The organism is Kitasatospora sp. NRRL B-11411, assembly GCF_000721345.1.
Classification (GTDB): Bacteria; Actinomycetota; Actinomycetes; order Streptomycetales; family Streptomycetaceae; genus Kitasatospora; species Kitasatospora cineracea.
Window position 1 is genome coordinate 1 of record NZ_JOGH01000048.1, and the last position, 19,496, is coordinate 19,496.

General features: G+C 74.5%; 20 protein-coding genes. 9 read left to right on the forward strand and 11 right to left on the reverse strand.

Translation table 11 applies throughout. The features are described 5' to 3' along the window. Positions 1–95: 95 nt before the first annotated feature. On the reverse strand, positions 96–413 hold the full coding sequence (locus IH44_RS46610; protein ID WP_030461316.1) for a barstar family protein: 318 nt from the start codon (positions 411–413) through the stop codon (positions 96–98). A gap of 114 nt (positions 414–527) precedes the next feature. On the opposite strand from IH44_RS46610, the gene IH44_RS0121610 reads away from it, so the two are divergent. The 3 genes from IH44_RS0121610 (at position 528) to IH44_RS0121620 (ending at position 3,731) form a co-directional block, all read left to right on the forward strand. Next, positions 528–1,091 carry a DoxX family protein gene (locus IH44_RS0121610; protein ID WP_030461317.1) on the forward strand — a complete coding sequence of 188 codons (564 nt, stop codon included), beginning with the start codon at positions 528–530 and terminating at the stop codon, positions 1,089–1,091. Positions 1,092–1,128: 37 nt separating this feature from the next. Next, positions 1,129–1,647 (forward strand): hypothetical protein, encoded by a 519-nt coding sequence (locus IH44_RS0121615; RefSeq protein WP_030461318.1) that lies wholly within the window; start codon positions 1,129–1,131, stop codon positions 1,645–1,647. 266 nt (positions 1,648–1,913) lie between these two features. Beyond that, the gene (locus tag IH44_RS0121620) at positions 1,914–3,731 is read left to right on the forward strand and encodes a glycosyl hydrolase family 18 protein (RefSeq protein ID WP_030461319.1); all 1,818 of its coding nucleotides are present in this window, start codon (positions 1,914–1,916) and stop codon (positions 3,729–3,731) included. Between the two features lie 103 nt (positions 3,732–3,834). Here IH44_RS0121620 and IH44_RS0121625 read toward each other — a convergent pair whose 3' ends face one another. Continuing rightward, positions 3,835–4,398 carry a MarR family winged helix-turn-helix transcriptional regulator gene (locus IH44_RS0121625; RefSeq protein WP_030461320.1) on the reverse strand — a complete coding sequence of 188 codons (564 nt, stop codon included), beginning with the start codon at positions 4,396–4,398 and terminating at the stop codon, positions 3,835–3,837. Positions 4,399–4,539: 141 nt separating this feature from the next. Here IH44_RS0121625 and IH44_RS0121630 point away from each other — a divergent pair, with 141 nt between their 5' ends. Next, positions 4,540–5,817 (forward strand): MFS transporter, encoded by a 1,278-nt coding sequence (locus IH44_RS0121630; protein WP_030461321.1) that lies wholly within the window; start codon positions 4,540–4,542, stop codon positions 5,815–5,817. A gap of 4 nt (positions 5,818–5,821) precedes the next feature. On the opposite strand, the gene IH44_RS0121635 is transcribed toward IH44_RS0121630, so the two are convergent. Beyond that, positions 5,822–6,466, reverse strand: a complete 645-nt coding sequence (locus IH44_RS0121635; protein WP_030461322.1) for an SMI1/KNR4 family protein — start codon at positions 6,464–6,466, stop codon at positions 5,822–5,824. A gap of 39 nt (positions 6,467–6,505) precedes the next feature. Further along, positions 6,506–7,495 carry a MerR family transcriptional regulator gene (locus IH44_RS0121640; protein WP_030461323.1) on the reverse strand — a complete coding sequence of 330 codons (990 nt, stop codon included), beginning with the start codon at positions 7,493–7,495 and terminating at the stop codon, positions 6,506–6,508. A gap of 181 nt (positions 7,496–7,676) precedes the next feature. Here IH44_RS0121640 and IH44_RS0121645 point away from each other — a divergent pair, with 181 nt between their 5' ends. The 3 genes from IH44_RS0121645 to IH44_RS0121655 all read left to right on the forward strand — a co-directional run bounded on the left by IH44_RS0121645 (position 7,677) and on the right by IH44_RS0121655 (position 10,909). After that, positions 7,677–9,212, forward strand: coding sequence for a dolichyl-phosphate-mannose--protein mannosyltransferase (locus IH44_RS0121645; RefSeq protein ID WP_030461324.1), 1,536 nt, complete (start codon positions 7,677–7,679; stop codon positions 9,210–9,212). A gap of 7 nt (positions 9,213–9,219) precedes the next feature. Continuing rightward, positions 9,220–10,101, forward strand: a complete 882-nt coding sequence (locus IH44_RS0121650) for an ABC transporter permease (RefSeq protein ID WP_051817155.1) — start codon at positions 9,220–9,222, stop codon at positions 10,099–10,101. 220 nt (positions 10,102–10,321) lie between these two features. After that, the gene (locus IH44_RS0121655; RefSeq protein WP_030461326.1) at positions 10,322–10,909 is read left to right on the forward strand and encodes a TMEM165/GDT1 family protein; all 588 of its coding nucleotides are present in this window, start codon (positions 10,322–10,324) and stop codon (positions 10,907–10,909) included. Positions 10,910–11,023: 114 nt separating this feature from the next. Here IH44_RS0121655 and IH44_RS0121660 read toward each other — a convergent pair whose 3' ends face one another. Both IH44_RS0121660 and IH44_RS0121665 read right to left on the reverse strand, forming a co-directional pair. Further along, positions 11,024–12,589 carry a peptidoglycan-binding domain-containing protein gene (locus IH44_RS0121660; RefSeq protein ID WP_030461327.1) on the reverse strand — a complete coding sequence of 522 codons (1,566 nt, stop codon included), beginning with the start codon at positions 12,587–12,589 and terminating at the stop codon, positions 11,024–11,026. Positions 12,590–12,791: 202 nt separating this feature from the next. Continuing rightward, positions 12,792–13,790 (reverse strand): AraC family transcriptional regulator, encoded by a 999-nt coding sequence (locus IH44_RS0121665; RefSeq protein WP_051817156.1) that lies wholly within the window; start codon positions 13,788–13,790, stop codon positions 12,792–12,794. A gap of 122 nt (positions 13,791–13,912) precedes the next feature. On the opposite strand from IH44_RS0121665, the gene IH44_RS0121670 reads away from it, so the two are divergent. After that, complete coding sequence (locus IH44_RS0121670; protein WP_030461329.1) at positions 13,913–14,410, forward strand: DUF1772 domain-containing protein; 498 nt, start codon at positions 13,913–13,915, stop codon at positions 14,408–14,410. Between the two features lie 25 nt (positions 14,411–14,435). Here IH44_RS0121670 and IH44_RS0121675 read toward each other — a convergent pair whose 3' ends face one another. The 3 genes from IH44_RS0121675 to IH44_RS0121685 form a co-directional block, all read right to left on the reverse strand. Beyond that, positions 14,436–14,939, reverse strand: coding sequence for a hypothetical protein (locus IH44_RS0121675; protein ID WP_051817157.1), 504 nt, complete (start codon positions 14,937–14,939; stop codon positions 14,436–14,438). A gap of 313 nt (positions 14,940–15,252) precedes the next feature. After that, positions 15,253–15,852 (reverse strand): Scr1 family TA system antitoxin-like transcriptional regulator, encoded by a 600-nt coding sequence (locus IH44_RS0121680; RefSeq protein ID WP_030461331.1) that lies wholly within the window; start codon positions 15,850–15,852, stop codon positions 15,253–15,255. Next, positions 15,849–16,463, reverse strand: coding sequence for a DUF6879 family protein (locus IH44_RS0121685; protein ID WP_030461332.1), 615 nt, complete (start codon positions 16,461–16,463; stop codon positions 15,849–15,851). The genes IH44_RS0121680 and IH44_RS0121685 overlap by 4 nt, the downstream gene beginning before the upstream one ends. 128 nt (positions 16,464–16,591) lie before the next feature. On the opposite strand from IH44_RS0121685, the gene IH44_RS0121690 reads away from it, so the two are divergent. Beyond that, positions 16,592–16,906 (forward strand): antibiotic biosynthesis monooxygenase, encoded by a 315-nt coding sequence (locus tag IH44_RS0121690; protein ID WP_030461333.1) that lies wholly within the window; start codon positions 16,592–16,594, stop codon positions 16,904–16,906. A gap of 50 nt (positions 16,907–16,956) precedes the next feature. Here the strand turns inward: IH44_RS0121690 and IH44_RS0121695 are convergent, their stop codons facing one another. Together IH44_RS0121695 and IH44_RS0121700 are read right to left on the reverse strand one after the other, a co-directional pair. Then, positions 16,957–17,781: an ECF transporter S component gene (locus tag IH44_RS0121695; protein ID WP_030461334.1), complete on the reverse strand. Its 825-nt coding sequence runs from the start codon at positions 17,779–17,781 to the stop codon at positions 16,957–16,959. Then, positions 17,778–19,439, reverse strand: a complete 1,662-nt coding sequence (locus IH44_RS0121700; protein WP_051817158.1) for an ABC transporter ATP-binding protein — start codon at positions 19,437–19,439, stop codon at positions 17,778–17,780. The genes IH44_RS0121695 and IH44_RS0121700 overlap by 4 nt, the downstream gene beginning before the upstream one ends. Positions 19,440–19,496 lie beyond the last annotated feature (57 nt).

The following is a 19,496-nucleotide window of genomic DNA, read 5'->3' on the forward strand; positions in this document are numbered from 1 at the left end:
GGGTCGGGTCGCCTGGGGCGGGTGGGAGGGGCAGGGGAGATGGTTGGTGGCTGCTCAGGCGCTGAGTTGGCGGGCTCCGGTCCGGGGTGGGGCGGTCAGCGGAGGCGGACGGTGACGCCGCCCTGGCGGAGGACGTCGAGGACGGCGTCGAAGTAGGAGCGGTCCTCCTCGTCGGGGCCGGTCACCCGGCGGGTCAGGGCCTGGGCGGAGACCATCGCGTGCCGCCAGAGCAGCACGAACGGCGGCTCGGGGGCGAAGCCGCCGCGCAGGCAGTCGGCCAGGGCGTCCAGGTTGCGGCCGTAGTAGCCGTCGGGGGCCGCCACGGCGCGGCCCAGTTCGGCCCAGAGCGCGGGCTCGTCGGTGATCCGCTCGCCGTGCAGGACGTACTCGGGCGGCTGGGGGGAGGTGGGCACGGGGGGCTCCTGTCGGTCGGTGCGCGTCGCCCGGATGGCTCCGCCGGGTCGAGCGGGGCCGGTGCGCGCGTTGGGATGGCCCCAACTCTTCTCTTCCACACCAGGGACGACATCATGGCTTGTCTGCACCGCAAGGATCTCGGTCTGCTGGCGCTGCGCGCGGCCGTCGGCGGTGTCCTGTTCGCGCACGGGACGCAGAAGCTGTTCGGCTGGTTCGGCGGCGCCGGGCCGGAGGGCACCGCGCAGGCGATGGAGCACATGGGCTTCCTGCCGGGCGAGCGCAGCGCGTACGCGGCCGGGCTGGGCGAGGCGGGCGGCGGCGCGCTGCTCGCGGTCGGCCTGGCCACGCCCGCGGCCGGGTCGATCGTCGCCGGGACGATGGCGGGTGCGATCTCGGTGCACGCCCCGGCGGGCTTCTTCGCGCACGGCGGCGGCTTCGAGTACCCGGCGCTGCTGGGCGCCTGCGGGCTGGCGCTGGGCGTCGCGGGCGCGGGCCGCTACTCGATGGACGCCGCGCTGGGCCACCGGCTGGCCCGCCCGTGGATGGGCGCGCTGGCGTTCGCGGCGAGCGCGCTGGGCGCGGCGGCGGTGGTGACCCGCCGGCAGGAGGAGGTGCGCCGACGGGAGGCGCGGGCCGCGGACGAGGCGGCCCGGGAGGACGGCAGCGGGCTCTCCTGAGCGGCCGACGGACGTCCACTACCGAAGGGATCCACTGATGAAGCGATCGATGCGGGCCGCCGCCGGCTGGACGGCCGCCGCCCTGCTGGGCGCCGCGGCGCTGTCCGGCTGCTCCTCGGACGGCTCGCCGTCCCCGGCGGCCTCCTCGGCGCTGGAGGGCGCCAGGTCGGCGGTGGCCTCGGCGGCCTCCTCGGCGACGGCGGCGATCGGCTCGGCCGCCGCCTCGCTGGGCGCCTCCGCGCAGGCCGCCGCGTCCTCGGCGCTGGCGAGCGTGAAGGGCGGACTGGACGCGAAGGGCGACGTGGCGCTGGGAACGGCCACCACCGGCTCGGGCGGGAAGCTGTCGGTGCCGCTGACGGTCACCAACCACGGTTCGCAGCCCGGCAAGTACACGATTCAAGTCAACTTCGACGACGGGTCGGGGAACCTGCTCGACGCGGTGGTGGTGAACGTGCCGGAGGTGGCGGCGGGGGCGTCCGCGCAGGCCACGGCGGAGAGCAACCGTTCGCTGGAGGGCAGTGTGACGCCTGTGGTGGCGAACGCGCTGCGGTACTGACCGGACACCGAACCTTAAGCGTGGCGTAAGCGTCAGATCCCGCTCTTGACGGTCGAGTTGGTCTAGTCCATTTTACTTGTCAGGTGCAGGGAGCCCCTGGGCCGGCGCCGGTGGTTTAGACCACCGGCGCCGGTTCGGCTTACCCGCACCTGGTGTTTGTGCAGGCCAACGCTCGATTCCCCTGTCATGACCAGGTCGTGTGACCCCACCTCACACGGTTCGTGCCCGGTTCTGGCGGGACCCCCACAACCAGGAGTCACGCAGCCATGCTTCGTTCCGTTTCCCCCCAGTCGCCTGCGCGGCGGCGGCCGAAGAGCTGGGCCGCGCTCGCGGCCGGCACCGCGGCCTCCCTGCTGCTCGGCGGCACCCTGGCCCTGACCGGCGGCACCGCCCAGGCCGCGCCGACCAACTCGACCGGCGCCCCGGCCACCAGCGGCGGCATCAAGGTCGCGTACTTCGACCAGTGGTCGATCTACTCGAACGCGTACTACCTCAAGACGATGCAGGACACCGGCGCCGCCGGGAAGCTCGACTACATCATCTACGACTTCGCCAACATCAACCCCACCACCCTGTCCTGTTTCGAGGCCAACAAGGCCGCGTCGCAGAACGAGGACGACCCCAACGCGGGTGACGGTGCGGGCGACTCCTTCGCCGACTACCAGAAGAGCTTCGGCGCCGACATCTCGGTCGACGGCGTGGGCGACACCTGGAACCAGCCGATCGTCGGCAACTTCAACCAGATCAAGAAGCTGAAGGCGAAGAACCCGAACCTCAAGGTCCTGATGTCGATCGGCGGCTGGACCTACTCGAAGTACTTCTCCGACGCCGCGGCCACCGACGCTTCCCGCAAGAAGCTGGTGTCCTCCTGCATCGACATGTTCATCAAGGGCAACCTGCCCTCCGAGGGCGGCTACGGTGGCCCGGGCACCGGCGCCGGCATCTTCGACGGCTTCGACCTGGACTGGGAGTACCCGGGCGGCAACGGCCACACCGGCAACCACTCCTCGCCCAACGACAAGCAGAACTTCACCGCGCTGCTCGCCGAGTTCCGCAGCCAGCTGGACGCCCAGGGCAAGACCGACGGCAAGACCTACGGCCTGGCGGCCGCGGTCGGCGCCGGCCAGGACAAGATCAAGTACGTCGAGACCGACAAGATCGGCCAGTACCTGACCTTCCTGGACATCATGACGTACGACATGCACGGCGGTTGGGAGGCCCAGGGCCCGACCAACCACCAGGCCCCGATCTACACCAACCCGAACGACCCGATGAACCCGGTGCCGGGCGGCAACGGCAAGTACTCGGTGGACGCGGCGGTCAAGGCCTACACCGTGGGTGACCCGCAGTACGGCATCCCCGGCGGCTTCCCGGCGAAGAAGATCAACGTCGGCGTCCCGTTCTACTACCGCGGCTGGACCGGCGTCTCGGCCGGCGACAGCCACGGCCTGTTCCAGAAGGCGTCCGCCCCGGCGCCCGGCGGCACCTACTCCGGCGGCGTGGCCGGCATCAAGATGTACAAGGAGCTGAACGGCTTCGTCGACAACCCCAGCTACACCTACTGGGACGACACCGCGAAGGCCGCCTACTTCTACGACGGCACCACCTTCTGGTCCGGCGAGAACGCGCAGTCCATCCAGGCCAAGCTCGACTACGCGCACTGCAACGGCCTCGGCGGCTCGTTCATGTTCTCGATGTACGACCTGGGCACCCAGACCGCGCTGTTCGACAAGACGGTGACCGCCACCAACGGCTCCGCCGCGAACTGCCCGGCCGCCCCGACCCAGTCGGCCACCCCGTCGGCCTCGGCCTCCGCCTCGCAGTCGGCCAGCCCGTCCGCGTCGGCCTCCGCCTCCACCTCGCCCTCGCAGTCGGCCAGCCCGTCCGCGTCGGCCTCCGCGTCGTCCTCCGCCTCGACCGGTGCCTGCGCCGGTGCGCCGAGCTGGAGCGCCTCCGCGGTGTACGCCTCCCCGACCAAGGTCTCCTGGAAGGGCCACTACTACACCAACAAGTGGTGGACCACGAACGAGGACCCGAGCCTGAGCGGCCAGTGGGGCGCCTGGACCGACAACGGCGCCTGCTGAACCTGAGCCGTTGACCGGCTGAGCCGGCACCCCGCGAGGGGCGCGAGGAGAGAGATCTCCCCGCGCCCCTCGTCCGTTTTCCCCGCCCGCCGCCGTCGCGGGGTCAGCAGGTCAGGTCGTCGGTGCGGCCGAGCGCGTCCGGCTGGGTCTCCTCGATCCGGCGCAGCATCCGGGTCAGGGTGGCGGCCAGCTCGGGGCGGGCCGAGCCGGGGACGTCCTGGAGCAGGTCGGCCTCGAAGACGGCGGCCATCCGCATCAGTTCGAGCCACTTGTCGCGGCCCCCGTCGGTCAGTTCGATGATCACCCGGACCCGGTTGGCCTCGTCGCGCTCCCGGGTGACCAGGCCCTCGGCGACCATCCGGTCGATCCGGTGGGTCATCGCGGCCGGGGTCAGGCCGAGGCGCTTGGCCAGCTCGCCCGGGCCGAGCCGGTAGGGCGCGCCGGTGAACACCAGGGCCTTGAGCACCTCCCACTCGGCGGAGGTGATGCCGAGGGTGGCCAGCTGGCGTCCGTAGGCCACGTTCATCCGGCGGGCGAGCCGGGAGAGGGTGGAGACGATGGTCTCCACCTGCGGGTCCACGGTGGGGAATTCCCGCTGGTAGAGGGCCACCTGCTCGGCGATGCCGAGCTCGGTGGCGGTCTGGGGCTCCGCTCTGCGTGCGCTCATGGTGGTCATTGTCCCACGCAGGGTGCAGCTGTTAAGCCTTTGACGCCTTAAGGTTTGGATGGTAAGACTTTAGGTCTGAAATCTTACGGAGTAAAGGCCGAGGCGGGAGCCCGGCCCGACGTGCGTGAAGAGGGGTGTGCAGTGAAGGAGTGGGGCGGCCGGCTGCGCCGCGTCCAGGTCGGCAACGCGCTCAGTGCGTTCGGCAGCGGCTTCACCTTGCCGTACATGTTCGTGTACGTGGACCAGGTGCGGGGCCTCGGGGCCGCGGCGGCGGGCGCGGTGTTCACCGTGTTCGCGCTCGCCGCGCTGGCCGTGCTGCCGTTCACCGGCCGCGGCATCGACCGGTACGGGCCGCGCCCGGTGCTGCTGGCCGGCACCGCGATGGCCGCCGTCGGCGCGTTCGCCTTCGGGCAGGCCGCGAGCACCGCCGGGCTGCTGCTCTCCTCCTTCCTGTTCGGCGCCGGCGTCACCACCTGCCAGCCCGCGCTGGCCACGATGATCGTCCGCTGCACCGGCCGCGCCGAGCGCTCCCGGGCCTTCGCGCTCCAGTTCACCCTGGTCAACCTGGGCATGGGCATCGGCGCCCTGGTCGGCGGGCAGATCGTCGACACCTCGGACCCGGCCAGCCTGACCCGGCTGTTCACCATCGAGGCGCTGACCTTCCTCGGCCTGGCCGCCGTCACCGGCACCGCCAGGATGCCGGCGGAAGCGGTCGAGGCCGCCCCCGCCGGGGCGGCTGCGAAGCGCGGCGGCGGGTTGCGGGCGATGGTCGCCGACAAGGCGATGCTGCGGCTGTGCGCGCTCGCCGGGCTGATCTTCTTCACCTGCTACGGGCAGTTCGAGTCCGGCGTCGCGGCGTTCGCCACCGACACCGTCGGCACCCCGCCCTCCACCCTCGGCCTGGCCATCGGCGCCAACGCGCTGACCATCGTGCTGCTGCAGATGTTCGTCGTCCGGATCACCGAGCGCCGCCGCCGCACCACCGCGATGGCCGCCGCCGGCGCGGTCTGGCTGGCCGCCTGGGGCATGGCCGTGGTCGCCGGGCTGATCCGCACCGAGGCGATGGCCGCGACGGTGGCGATCGTCGCCGTCTACGCGCTGTTCGGCGTCGGCGAGTCGCTGCTCGCCCCCACCATGGGCCCGATCGTCGCGGACCTGGCGCCCGCCCGGCTGCTCGGCACCTACAACGCCGGGTACGCGCTGGTGAAGCAGATCGCCGTCGCGGTCGGCCCCGCCGTCGGCGTGCTGCTGGTCGGCTCCGGCACCTGGCCGCTGTACCTCGCCGCGATGGCGCTGTGCACGCTGCTGATCGTCGCCCTCGCCGTCCGGCTGCGCGGGCACCTCACGCCCGCGCAGGACAACGTCCGGGTGCTGGCCGTGCAGCAGCACGGACTGCGGGAGCTGCAGACCGCGGCCTGAGCGGTCAGCCGCGGCGGAGCAGGCCCGGGGACGGGCACCAGTCGATCGGGGTCTCCACCCCCATGTGCCAGCAGTAGGCGACCTGCCCGCGCTGCTCGCGGGTGGCGCCGACCAGCTCCTCCATGTGCGCCAGCCAGTCGAGCAGCCACTCGGCGAAGGTCGCCTCCCGGCCGTCCTCGGTGAGCAGCGGGTGGATCTCGTCGCAGGCGGGGCGGTTGTCCATCCACACCGTCCCGCGCCACGGGCCGGTGAGGGCCAGGCCCACGGCCGTCCCGCAGCCGCGGTCGGCGATGAACGCCAGGCCCGCGACCCGGTCCCGCTCCCGGGCCGTCCACCCGCCCGGCGGGGGCGCGGCGCCGGGGTCGGGTTCGTTCGAGGCGCCGGGGAACGGCTGGGTCAGGTCTCCCCGCTGGTTGTCCCCCCAGCCCCAGCCGTGCCCGGTGCGGCGCAGCTCGTCGAGGAACCAGCCGCCCGCGCTGACCTGCCGCAGGTAGCAGCGGTAGTCGGACGGGAAGGACGCGCCGAGTTCGGCCTCCGCCTCGGCGACCTGCTGTTCGCTCAACGGCGGTGCGGTGGCGCCCTGTTCGGGGTCGCGTTCGAGCAGGGCGAGCAGGCGGGTGCGGACGGCGGGCCAGTCGACGGCGGTCATGGCGCCGACCGTACCCGCCCGCCCGCACCCGCGGGGAGGTCAGCGGGCGATCGGCATCAGCAGGGAGAAGGTGTCGGCCCGGGACGGGAAGCGGATGGCCAGCGGGGCGATCGGGCCGCCGAGTTCCAGGACGAGCTGTTCGGCGGTGCCCGCGGCCTGCAGCAGGAAGTCGCGGTTGACGTGGACCAGCAGGTCGGTGGGGGAGGAGGCGTCGGGGAGGGCGTCGGCGGCGGTGGCGGTCAGGGTGGTGGAGCCGTCGTCCTCGGGCAGCGCGCGCAGGTCGGCGGCGGTCAGGGTGACCCGGTGGGTGGGCTCCAGGCGCAGCAGGCGGCGGTAGTCCGGGAAGTCGGCCTCGGCGCGCTCGCCGGAGAGCGAGCGGCCGGCCGCGCGGATGGTGAACAGGCCGCCGTCGAGGGTCAGTTCGGCCTCCTCGGCGTCGGCGAGCAGGGCCCGGGCGGCGTCCGCGAGGGCGGTGGGCAGCAGGGCCGAGGCGGGCGGGCCGGACAGCGCGGCCGGGCAGTCGGCGACCGCCAGGCGGTAGCGGTCGGTGGCCACCAGGTGCAGCACGCCGTCCTCGGCGTCCAGGAAGATCCCGGCGACGGCGGGCAGCGCGGCGTCGGCCGGGGCGGCGAAGCGCACCGCGTCCAGGGCGGCGGCGAGCGCGGGGGCGGGAACGGTCAGGCGGGTCTGCGGCACGGGGAACTCCCGGGAGTCGAGCAGGCAACGGACGGCGGAGAGCTCCCGGCGGGCATCGGTCAACCCGTCCTCCAGGCGGCGCAGGTGCGCGTCCAGCTCGGCCCGGGCATCGGCCGGCGAACCGGTCAGCACCCGGGTGATCCCGGCCAGCGGCAGCCCGACCCGGCGCAGCCGGGCCAGCAGCCGGGCGTCCGGCAGCTGCTCCTCCGCGTACCAGCGGTACCCGGTGTGCGGGTCCACGGCGGCCGGGACGAAGACGCCCGCGCTGTCGTAGAACCGCAGGGTGCCGGGGTTCAGGCCGCTGGCCCGGGCCATCTCGCCGATGCTGCGCATGGTGCTCTCCACAGGGGTTGACCCTGGCCCCTCGACCTGGTCGAGGGTCAACCGTAACCGCGCGCGGGGCAGGGGGGAGAATGCTCCGAGCACCCCGGCCGGCACCCGCGGACGTACGCGGCCGCAGGCTAGGATGCGGACATTGCGGACAAGTCGTCAACTGCGGTCGAACGGGGAGGGTATGGCGCTGGCGGTGATGGAGCGGCGGCAGGAGGAGACGGTGCCCGCCGCACCGGCGAAGGACAGGTACCGGTGGTGGGGCCCGCTGGCGGTGGCCGTGTTCGCCGGGGTGCTGCGGCTGTGGAACCTGAAGTCCCCGCACGCCTTCGTCTTCGACGAGACGTACTACCCCAAGGACGCCTGGGCGCTGTGGCACAACGGCTACGAGTCGGTGTGGCCGGACAACGCCAACCAGCTGATCCTCGGCAACCCGCAGATCGTCCCGCTCAGCGGGACCGGCACCTTCATCGCCCACCCGCCGCTCGGCAAGTGGGTCATCGGCCTGGGCGAGTGGATCTGGGGCCTGAACCCGTTCGGCTGGCGGATCGCCGTCGCCCTGCTCGGCACCCTCAGCGTCCTGATGGTCGCCCGGATCGGCCGCCGGCTGTTCCGCTCCACCCTGCTCGGCTGCGTCGCCGGACTGCTGATGGCCGTCGACGGCCTGCAGTTCGTGCTCAGCCGGGTCGGCCTGCTCGACGGCGTCTCCGCGTTCTTCGTGCTCGCCGCGTTCGGCGCCCTGCTGATCGACCGCGACCGCACCCGCGACCTGCTGCGCGCCGCCCGCGCCGAGGGCGGCCGGGCCGCCGACGAGGTCCGCCTCGGCCTGCGCCCCTGGCGGCTCGCCGCCGGACTGCTGCTCGGCGCCGCCTGCTCGGTCAAGTGGACCGGCGCGCCCGTCCTCGCCGTCCTCACCCTCCTCGTCCTGCTCTGGGACCAGGCCGGCCGCCGCGCCGCCGGCGCCCACCGCGCCTGGCGCTCCATGCTCCGCCGCGACCTGTGGCCCGCCGCGCTCTCCCTGCCGGTCGCCGGCCTCGCGGTCTACCTGCTCTCCTGGACCGGCTGGTTCGCCACCGACGGCGGCTACGACCGGCACTGGGCGGACGGACAGCCCGGCAGCTGGGTGCCCGGCCCGCTGCGCAGCCTGTGGCACTACCACACGCAGATCTGGGAGTTCAACACCCACCTGACCTCCCCGCACACCTACCAGTCCAACCCGTGGAGCTGGCTGGTCCAGGGCCGCCCCGTCTCCATGTACTGGGTGCAGCTGCCGACCGGCCAGGGCGGCTGCACCGCCCCCGACGGCTGCGCGAGCCAGATCCTCGCGCTCGGCACCCCGTTCCTGTGGTGGACGGCCTGCTTCGCGCTGGCGTACGCGCTCTACCGCTGGTTCTTCCGGCGGGACTGGCGCTCCGGCGCGCTCCTCGCCGCCGTCGCCGCCGTCTACCTGCCCTGGTTCCAGTACCAGCAGCGCACCGTCTTCTCCTTCTACATGGTGGTGCTGGTGCCCTTCCTCTGCCTGGCCGTCGCGCAGATGCTCGGCGCGATGCTCGGCCCGGCCGGCAGCCCGCCGAACCGCCGCCGCTGGGGCGCGGCCGGGGCCGGACTGATCGTGGCCGCCATCGTCGGCTGCTTCGCCTTCTTCTACCCGCTGTACACGGGGCAGATCATCCCGATGTCCGAGTGGCACACCCGGATGTGGTTCGAGAGCTGGATCTGACGCCGACGTGACCCCTCCCGCGCACCACCCGCTCGCCGCCGCGGGCGGCGGCCAGCTCCTGCCGGTCACGCCCGCGCTCGGCGCGGCCTGTGCGGTGCTGCTCGCGGTGGCCGCGCTGGTCGCCGGACGGGGCGGCCTCGGGCACGGCCGGGCGGTGCTCCGGGCCGGGCTGCGGGCGGCCGTCCAACTCGCGCTGGTCGCGCTGGTGATCGCCTGGGTGGTGCGCTCGCTGTGGACGTCCGCGCTGTTCGTGCTGCTGATGTTCACCGTCGCGGTGCGCACCGCGGGGAAGCGGATCGGCGAGGGGCGACGGCGGGCCGGGGGCGGGGCCGGGGGAGGGGCTGGGGCTGGGGCTGGGCGTCGGCGGGGCGGCGCGGAGGAGGGGGCGGCCGGGCGGTGGGAGTGGGTGTGGGCGGCGGTGCCGATCGCCGCCGGGGTGCTGCCCGTCCTGCTGCTGCTCGCCGCGACCGGGCTGCTGCCCGCCAAGGGCATCACCGTCATCCCGGTCGCCGGGATCCTGATCGGCGGAGCCCTCACCGCGACCTCGCTGGCCGGACGGCGGGCCCTGGACGAACTGCGGCTGCGGCACGGCGAGGTGGAGGCCGCCCTCGCGCTGGGCTTCGAGGAGCGCGACGCCCGGCTGGAGATCTGCCGCACCGCCGCCGCGACCTCCCTCGTCCCCGCCCTCGACCAGACCCGCACCGTCGGCCTGGTCACCCTGCCCGGTGCGTTCGTCGGCATGCTGCTCGGCGGGGCCACGCCCGTCCAGGCCGGGGCGGTGCAGCTGTTCGTGCTGGTCGCGCTGCTCGCCGTGGAGGCGGTCGCGGTGACGGCCGTGCTGGAACTGGTCGGCCGGGGACTGGTCGGGACGGCCTCCGGCATCCGGTAGGCTCGGCCCGTTGTTGAAGGGGAGTAGCCCTCCACCGGACCGTCGACATACTGGCCAGTCCCCCGCGGACGGCCCGGCGCCCGGGGCACCCGCGGGGTGTCGGCGAGACCTTCGGCCGCAGTGCTGTGACCATGAACCAGTGCTGCCGGGCCGAGGCGTCCCCTGCCGAGGGTGCTGCCCCGGGGCCGGCGGCCCCGAGACGGAGAAACCCCCGCAACCGATGAACAGTCTGACCATCGCCGCACTGACGTTCGGCATCATCTTCCTGGCCGAACTCCCCGACAAGACCGCCCTGGCCAGCCTGGTCCTGGGCACCAAGTACCGGGCGGGCTACGTCTTCGCGGGCATCGCCGCCGCGTTCGCCCTCCAGGTCGCCCTCGCCCTAGTCGCCGGCAGCCTGCTCGCCCTGCTGCCGCACCGCTGGGTCGAAGCCATCACCGGCCTGCTCTTCCTGGGCGGCGCCGCCATGCTGCTCTGGCACAAGGAGGACGAGGACGACGGCGCCGAGGGCAAGGAACCCGCGAACGACTCCTTCTGGAAGGTCGCCGGCACCAGCTTCGTCATCGTCGCGGTCGCCGAGTTCGGCGACCTCACCCAGATCATGACCGCCAACCTCGCCGCCAAGTACAACGATCCGCTGGCCGTCGGCCTCGGCGCGTGGCTGGCGCTGTGCGCGGTCGGCGGCGTGGCCATCGTCGGCGGGCAGAAGCTGCTCCAGCACGTGCCGATGAAGGTCATCGTGCGGGTCGCCGCGCTGGCGATGATCGTGCTGGCCGGGTGGAGCCTGTTCAAGGCGATCGTCGGCTGACGGGGCGTCGGCTGACGGGGCGTCGGCTGGTGGGGTGTCGGCTGGTGGGGCCTGCTGTGGTGGGGTGCCGGACGGTGGGGCCTGCTGTGGTGGGGCTTGCCGTGGCGGGGCGGCTCAGCAGTCGGGGTGCTGGGCCGCGTCCTGCAGGGCCGAGCGGGTCTGTGGGTCGTAGACGCCCAGGTCGACGCCCTTGAGCGCGCGGTTCCTGCGCTGGAAGCTCGCCAGCACGCTCTGCGTCCAGTAGCCGAAGCCGGGCTGGTTGCTGCTGGTCCGGTCGGAGTCCAGCGGGCCGATCCGGTCGCAGTTGACCGCCATCAGCAACTGCTGCATCTGCGCCACGTCCGGGCCGGTGTCGTTCAGCCGCAGGGTCGCCCCGGGCGTGGTCGGCGGCGTCGTGGTGCGGCTCGCGGACGGGCTGCCGGGCGGGCTCGGGGCCTCGGTGGTGGGGGGCGCCACCGCCTTGGTGGTCACCGACTGGGTCGGCCGGGCCGTGGTGCGGGTCGGCGACGGGCTCTCGGCGGCGGGCGCGGAGGACTCGGCGGCCGGGGCGGTGTCGGTGGGGCTCGGCGACACCTCGGCCGGGGAGGACACCGCCGGGCCGGTCGGCGCGGGCAGCGCCTTGTCGACGGTCGTCGAGGACGAGGACAGCAGCATCGCCAGGGTGGCGCCCAGCGCGGTCACCCCGACCGCGCCGCCCGCGATCACCAGTCGGCGGCGGTCGGCGGTCTGCCGGCGCTGCTCGCGGCGGTCGGCCCGGCTGACCGGGCCCTCCGCGCCGTCCTCGCGGAAGGTGAACATGCCCAGGTCGGCGCGGGCCCCGGCCGCCCACGGCCCGTCCCCGGGCCCGTCGGGGCCGCCCCGGGCGTCGTCGGCCTCGCCGTCGCCCTGGAGGTCGAGCGGGATCAGCTGGGTCGCCCCGTCCTGCTCGGCGCCCACCGGCGGGTAGGCGGCCGCGAGCGGGGAGGGGTGCTGCCGCGACCCCGCGACCGGGCCCAGGGTCAGCGGCATGGTCTGCTCGGCCACCGGCACCTGGGCCGCGCCCTGCCCCGGCGGCGGGATCGGGATGAAGCGCCCGGGCGCGCCGCTGTGCGGTGCCTGTTGCGGCTGCTGCGGTTGCCGCTGGGGCGGGACGGGCGGCAGCAACTGGGTTGCGGTGGCGTCCGGTTGGGGCTGCGACTGCTGCGGGGGGACGGGCGGCAGCAACTGGGTTGCGGCGGCGTCCGGTTGAGGTTGCGGCTGCGGCGGGGCGGGTGCGGCGGTGGGCTGCGGCGGGCCGAACGGGCTGGCGGCCTGCGGGACGTGCGGGGGCCGGCCCGGGGGCGGCGGCGGGCCGGCGGACGGCGGCGGGCCGGTGATCGGCTGCACCGCGGGCGGCTGCGCGGCGCTGGTCGGCACCGCGACCGGCGGGCCGGACCTCGGCGGGGCCGCCACCGGGGGGACGGCGGCGATCGGCTGCACGGCGGCCGGCTGCACCGGGGGCTGGGCGCCCCGGGCGGCGAACGGGTCCCGGGCCGGGTCGCCGGGTTCCACCACGGACGCTCCGGCCACGTACGGCCGGACCAGCGGCGGGCCCTCCAGGTGCGGGAGGACAGCGGTCTCCTCGACCGGCGAGACCGCCTGGCACGCGCAGCCGCCGGCCGCGCGCGCGGTGCCGCAGCGGGGGCAGCGCTCTGCCGGCATGGGCCGGTCCTCCTCGGGTCGGAATCGAACGGGGTGATTATGCAGGAGCAATCCCCGGGGCAACAGGGACGCCCGGGCCCCGAGGTGTTCACCGACCGCTTTGCTCCGTTTTCGACCGATCGCCGGGAGCCCTCGGCACCGGCTGCGCGCCCGGGCCGGCCCCTCGGGCCGTGGCCCCGGCTCGGTGGGTACGGTCGGCTCCTTACGTTCCGACCCCGGCCCCGGCCCGGTGGGCACGGTCGGCCCCTTGCGCTCCGGCTCCGGCTCCGGCCCCGGCCCGGGCGCGGAACTGCTGCGGGCTGATCCCCCGCACCCGCTTGAACGCGGCGCTGAGCGCGAACCCGCTGCCGTAGCCGACCCGGCGGGCCACCGCGGCCAGGGTGGCGTCCGGCTCGGCCAGCAGGTCGGCGGCCCGGGCCAGCCGCCAGCCCGTCAGGTACGCCATCGGGGGCTCGCCGACCAGGTCGGTGAAGCGCTTGGCCAGCGCCGCCCGGGACGCCCCGCACTCCGCCGCCAGGTCGTGCACCGTCCAGGCCCGGGCCGGGTCGGCGTGCAGCAGGCCGAGCGCGGGCCCCACCAGCGGGTCGGAGTGGGCCCGGTACCAGGCCGGGGCCCGGCCGTCGCGGGCGAACCAGCAGCGCAGCGCGGAGATCAGCAGCAGGTCCAACAGCCGGTCCAGCACGGCCTCCTGGCCCGGCTCGTCCCGTCCGATCTCGGCCTCCAGCAGGGCGATCAGCGGCGATTCCCACTCCGCGGCGTCCAGCCGCAGCATCGGCGGCAGTGCCCGCAGCAGCCGTCCGCTGACCTCGCCGTGCAGCTGGTACGTACCGCTGATCAGCACCGTCGCGGCGTCCCGGCCGCTGCCCCAGGTCCGGACGCCCTGGTCGAGCTCCTCGCACATCCGCTCGCCGTCGACGGTCGCCGACACCTGCCCCGGGTGGATCACCACCTGCGGCGGGGTCTGCGGCCGGTCCGCGACGGTGTACGGGTCCGGGCCGCGGACGATCACCAGGTCGCCGGGGCGCAGCGGCACCGGCTCCGCGCCGTCCGGGACGACCCAGCCCTCGCCGCGCACCGTGGTCAGCACCGTCAGCGGCGCCCGGTCCTCGATCCGCAGCGACCACGGCGGGTCGAACACCGACCGCAACAGGAACGCCCCGCTCGCCCGGGGCCCGGCCAGCAGCGCCGTCAGCGGATCCATGCCCGACAGGGTAGACCGGCGGCCTGGACGCTCGCGCATGCCGACGAGCTTCCGGGCCATGGATCCCGGTCCGCCGTGCCGGTTGACTGGCAGGCATGACGACACGAACGGGGGTTCCCGGCATGGCAGTTCTCCGCACGGCGACGCTGGTCGGCGCGGTCCTGCTGGCCGGGCTCAGCGCAGGGCTGTTCTACTCCTACGCCTGCTCGGTGATGCCGGGCCTGGCCCAGGTCGGCGACCGGGCCTTCGTCGACACCATGCAGCGCATCAACACGGCCATCCTGAACGGCTGGTTCATGCTCGGCTTCCTCGGCGCCCTGGTCCTGATCGTGGCCGCGGGCCTGCTCCAGTGGCGCGGCGGCAACCGCACCGTCCTGCTCTGGATCGTGGCGGCCGCGGTCCTGTACGTGGCGATGCTGGCCGTCACCGGCGCCGTCAACGTCCCGCTCAACGACAAGCTCGCCGCCGCCGGATCCCCCGACAGCCTCACCGACCCGGCCGCCGTCCGCGCTGCCTTCGAGGACACCTGGGTCCGCTGGAACCTGGTCCGCGCCCTCGCCGCCACCGCCGCCTTCGGCTGCCTCACCTGGGCGCTGGCCCTCTCCGGACGCCACTCCTGAGCCCGACCGGCCCGTCCCGCCGGCCTCAACCCGCCTGCGGGACGGGCCGGTCGGGCGCGTCCAGCCAGACGGTGCAGCGCTCCGGGCCGACGGTCAGCCCGAACCGCTCGACACCCGGCCGGCCGTTGGCGTCCCACCAGCGCCAGGCCCGCTCCGCCTCGTCCCAGAGCCGGCGCGGGCCGGACTGCACCACCGCGAACTCCGTCCGCCCCGGCTCCCAGTCGGCCGTCGCCCACGAGGTGACGGCCGTGTCGTGCAGCCAGAGCGTGTAGGAGCCGTCCGGGTAGCGCTCCACCAGCGGGAACACGCCCGGCAGTTGGACCCCCAACGCGAACATGGCTACCCAGCCGCCGAGTTCCTCCGGGGAGAGCGAGGTGGTGGAGGCCGCGCCGTCGGCGGGCCAGGGCGCGGAGAGGTAACCGCGACTGCCCGGACGGACGGAGCGCTGGCCGCGCAGGCGCATGAACGCCGAGGAGCGGACGAACGTGCCGCTCGCCGCACCGTCCTGGCGGACCGTCAGTTTCACCACCGCCTCGCCACCGTACTCCGGGCCCCACGGGGCGACGACGAGACCGCCCGCCCGGCCACACCGTGTCCGGCACGAACAGGTGCCGGGGGACGGCGTGGTACGCCGCCAGCCAGTCCGACGCCAGGGCGCCGCTGTCGTCCTGCTGGCCACCGCCGCTGCCGTCACCACCGCCGCCGCCGCCGCCGTGCTTGCCGTCGAACGTGGGCATGGCGTCTCCCGTCGTCTCGTGCTGCCATGGTGGGCCGCGGGGTGGTGCGGCGGGCGCGTGATTCTTGGAGTTTCCCGGGCCGGAAACGGGTTTTCGCGGGATCGCTCAGGGACGGTCGAGCGCGCGGCGGCAACGCGCGATCACCTGCTGCGCGGCCGGGCCGTGGACGGCGGCGCGGTGCAGCGACTCCCACACGAGGACGTGGAAGCGCTTTCCGGGCCGGTACAGGAGTTCCTGACGGCGGATCCGGGCGCGCACGGCGTCCTCGACGTCGCGCGGCGAGCGGTGCAGGCCGACGTAGGCCTCGAAGATGTGCCGGGCGTAGTCGGCGGTCTGGAGCAGGCCGGGGACCAGCGCGCCCTCCCAGACCCGGGTGACGGACGTCCGCTCGCACTCGACGGTGAGCCGGTCCTGGACCGGCCGGTGCCCGGCGGCCAACTGCCGCCGCCAGGAACGCGACTGGGTCTCGAACGCGCGCAGCCTGGCCGACAGTTCGGATGCGACCTCAGGCCGCTCGACGGCTTCTGCCCAGGCCCGGAGGTCGTCGTGGGTGGCGGTCTGCCGGCCGGTCTCCAGCTTGCTGACCTTCGACTGCGTCCAGCCGAGCGCCCCGGCCAGTTGGCGGCCCGTGAGACCGCCCTCGGTCCGCAGCTCGCGCAGCCGCAGGCCGAGGGCGATTCGGGCCTGTTGGAAATCGGTGCTCACCCGTCGGACGGTACCCCGGCGCCGAACTCCCGGTGCGGCACGGCGAAGTGCCAGGCGGCATCGCGTTCCTGGCAGGCGCGGGCCACCCGGACCGGGTCGGTGATCAGCTCGATGCCGGTCAGGGTGTCGTCGGTGTCGAAGTGCAGCAGGGTGATCACCCGGGAGTCGAACAGCCAGGCGTCCTCCGCGGGCAGGCCCAGCCGGTCGGCGTCCTCCCGCCACAGGTAGCGGACGTCCTCGCCGACCTTGCCGATCTCCGCGGCGTTCGCCAACAGGTAGCGCTGGCCCGTGGTGGGCGGACTGTCCATGACCCGGACCCGCTCGAACCGCTTGCCCCGGGCGGACTGTTCGCGGCGGTTGCGGGACCAGTCGTCGTCCGAGTCCCAGCCGAGGTCCTCTCCGGCGACGAACCGGCGGTAGGTCTCGGTCTGCGCGTCGGAACCGTACTGGCGGCGGGTCTCCAGCCGGAAAGCCGTGTGCTGGAAGGTGGTGAACATCGACTCGAACTCGTCGTAGCCGATCATCACGGGCTCGCGCTCCACGTCCTCGTACAGCGTCGGGCAGCCGCTGTGTCCCGAGTTGCTTCCGATGTACCGCAGTCGACGGCTCACGCCTGCTCCCCTCGTCGTGGGTGACCGGTCCGTCACAGGATGCCTGCGGACCGTCATGCCGGGGAGGCGGATTCGCCGATATTCGGCTGCCGGGGGCGTCGGGTGTGAGGTGGGGGAGGATGGGTGGCATGAGCGTCGTGAAGATCAATGTGCTGACGGTTCCCGCGGAGCAGCGGGAGGTGCTGGAGCAGCGGTTCGCCTCGCGGGCCGGGGCGGTGGAGGGGTCGGACGGGTTCGAGTGGTTCGAGCTGTTGCGGCCGGTGGAGGGGACGGACCAGTACCTGGTGTACACGCGGTGGCGGGACGAGGAGTCGTTCCGGGCGTGGATGGAGGGGCCGATGAAGGCGGCGCACCAGGGCGGGGGTGAGCGGCCGCGGCCGGCGGCGAGCGGGTCGGAGGTGTGGTCGTTCGAGGTCGTGCAGCAGGCGGGGCCGAAGGCGTAGCGAGGAGAGGGACGGGGCCGGTCTCTGGGGGAGGCCGGCCCCGGGTCCTCTCAGTGGAAGGCGGCGCGGCGGGTGGCCCGGCGCAGGGTGCGCAGCAGGGGGCCGCCGACGGTGAGGCAGAGGGTGGCGGTGAGGGCGGCGCGGGGGAGGTCCCAGCCGAGCGAGGTGGTGAGGCAGTAGAGGGCGAAGCGGGTGAGGTTGGCGGGGAGGGGGTCGCCGGGGACGAAGGAGATCGAGGTGCTCAGGCCGCCGAGGTAGGGCCAGCCCTGGAGGTTCATGACGGTGCCGTAGCCGACGGCGGAGACGGTGCCGTAGGCGGCGAGCAGCAGGAGTTCGGGGCGGCCGCGCAGGCGGTCGGCGCCCGGGAGGAGTCCGGCGCCGAGGCAGACCCAGCCCATGGTGAGCATCTGGAACGGCAGCCAGGGGCCGACGCCGCCGGTGAGCAGCGCGGAGGCGAACATGGTGAGCGCGCCCAGGACGAAGCCGAAGCCCGGGCCGAGCGCCCGGCCGGCCAGCACCATCAGGAAGAACATCGGTTCCAGCCCGGCGGTCCCCGCGCCGAGCGGGCGCAGCGCGGCGCCGGCCGCGGCGAGGACGCCCAGCATGGCGACGGCCTTGGCGTCCAGGCCGGGGGCGCCGGTGGCGTCGCGGTTCTCGGAGAGCTGGGCGACCAGGACGGCCAGCAGCAGCGGCAGCAGCAGCGCGAACAGCCAGGGCGCGTCGGCGGAGTGGCCGACCAGGTCGGACTTGCGGGAGGCGAGCAGCGGCCAGCCGAAGGCGGCGACGCCGACCGCGGAGACGAGGGAGAGGAAGAGCACCGAGCGCGGCCCGAGCGGGACGGGCCGGGAGAGGGCGACGGGAGGAGGGGGCTTCATCGCGGCGGCTCCGCGGAGGCGGTGCTGGTGGCGGGGCCGGCGGCCGGGGCCGGGGGCGGGGAGCGCCGGGGGAGGGCGGCGGCGACGTCGGGGACGGTGAGGTACGGGGGGAGGATCTTGGCGGTCTGCGGGGCGAAGGTGGGGGAGGCGAGGACGACGTCGGGGGTGGGGCCGTCGGCGACGATCTCGCCCTCGGCGAGGACGGCGGTGCGGTGGGCGAGTTCGGCGGCGAGTTCGACGTCGTGGGTGGCGAGCAGGATGGCGTGGCCCCGGTCGGCGAGGTCGCGCAGGACGGTGACCAGGCGGGCCTTGGCGGCGTAGTCGAGGCCGCGGGTGGGTTCGTCGAGCAGGACGAGCGGGGGGCGGGCGGTGAGGACGACGGCGAGGGCGAGGGTGAGGCGCTGGCCCTCGGAGAGGTCGCGGGGGTGGTGGTCGTCGGCGATGCCGGGGAGCAGGGTGGCGAGCAGGGCGCGGCAGGTGCCGGGGGCGGCGCCGGCGTCCTGGTCGGCGGCGGTGCACTCGGCGGCGACGGTCTCGGCGTACAGCAGGTCGCGCGGGTCCTGCGGGACGAGTCCGACGGAGCGGATCAGGTCCTTGGGGCGGGTCCGGTGCGGGGTGCGGCCGTCGACCCGGACGGTGCCGGAGTCGGGGGTGTGCAGGCCGACCAGGGTGCCGAGCAGGGTGGACTTGCCGGCGCCGTTGCGTCCCATCAGGGCGGTGATCTGCCCGGGGGCGAGGGCGAGTTCGACGCCGCGCAGGGCCGGGACGGGCCCGCGGGAGACCACCAGACGGGTCGCGGTGGCGACGGGCTCGACCGGAGGCTGCGTCAACTGCCGCTCGGGCGGCGGGAGTTGCGCGCGCAGCGGGGCCGCGCGGCGGCGGGCGTCGCGGACGGTGAGCGGCAGCGGCGTCCAGCCCGCCAGCAGTCCGAGTTCGACCACCGGGGGCCGGACGGGGGAGCGGGCCATCAGCGCGGCCGGGTCGCCGAGCACCGGCGGCTCGCCGGGGCCGGGCAGCAGCAGCACCTGGTCGGCGTACTGGACGACCCGCTCCAGCCGGTGCTCGGAGAGCAGCACGGTGGTGCCCAGGTCGTGCACCAGGCGCTGCAGGACGGCCAGCACCTCCTCGGCGGCGCCCGGGTCGAGCGCGGAGGTCGGCTCGTCCAGCACCAGCACCTGCGGGTGGACGGTCAGCACCGAGCCGATCGCCACCCGCTGGCGCTGCCCGCCGGAGAGCGAGGACAGTGCGCGGCCGCGCAGTTCGGCCAGGCCCAGCAGGTCGAGCGTCTCCTCGACCCGGCGGCGCATCACGGCCGGGGCCAGGCCCATCGACTCCATGCCGTAGGCGAGTTCCTCCTCGACGGTGTCGGTGACGAAGTGCGCCGCCGGGTCCTGCCCGACGGTGCCGACCACGTCGGCGAGGTCGCGCGGGCGGTGCGTGCGGGTGTCCCGCCCGGCGACCGTGACCCGGCCGGTCAGGGTGCCGCCGGTGAAGTGCGGCACCAGCCCGGAGACGGTGCCCAGCAGGGTCGACTTGCCGGACCCGGACGGCCCGACCAGCAGGCACAACTCGCCCTCCGGGACGGTCAGTTCGACCCCGCTCAGGGCCGGTGCGGACGCGTCGGCGTACTGCACGCCGACCTGCTCGAAAGTGATCACCGGGTGCTCCGGGACGGCTCGGGGACGACGACGGGACGGAAGCGGGCGCGGGCGGGA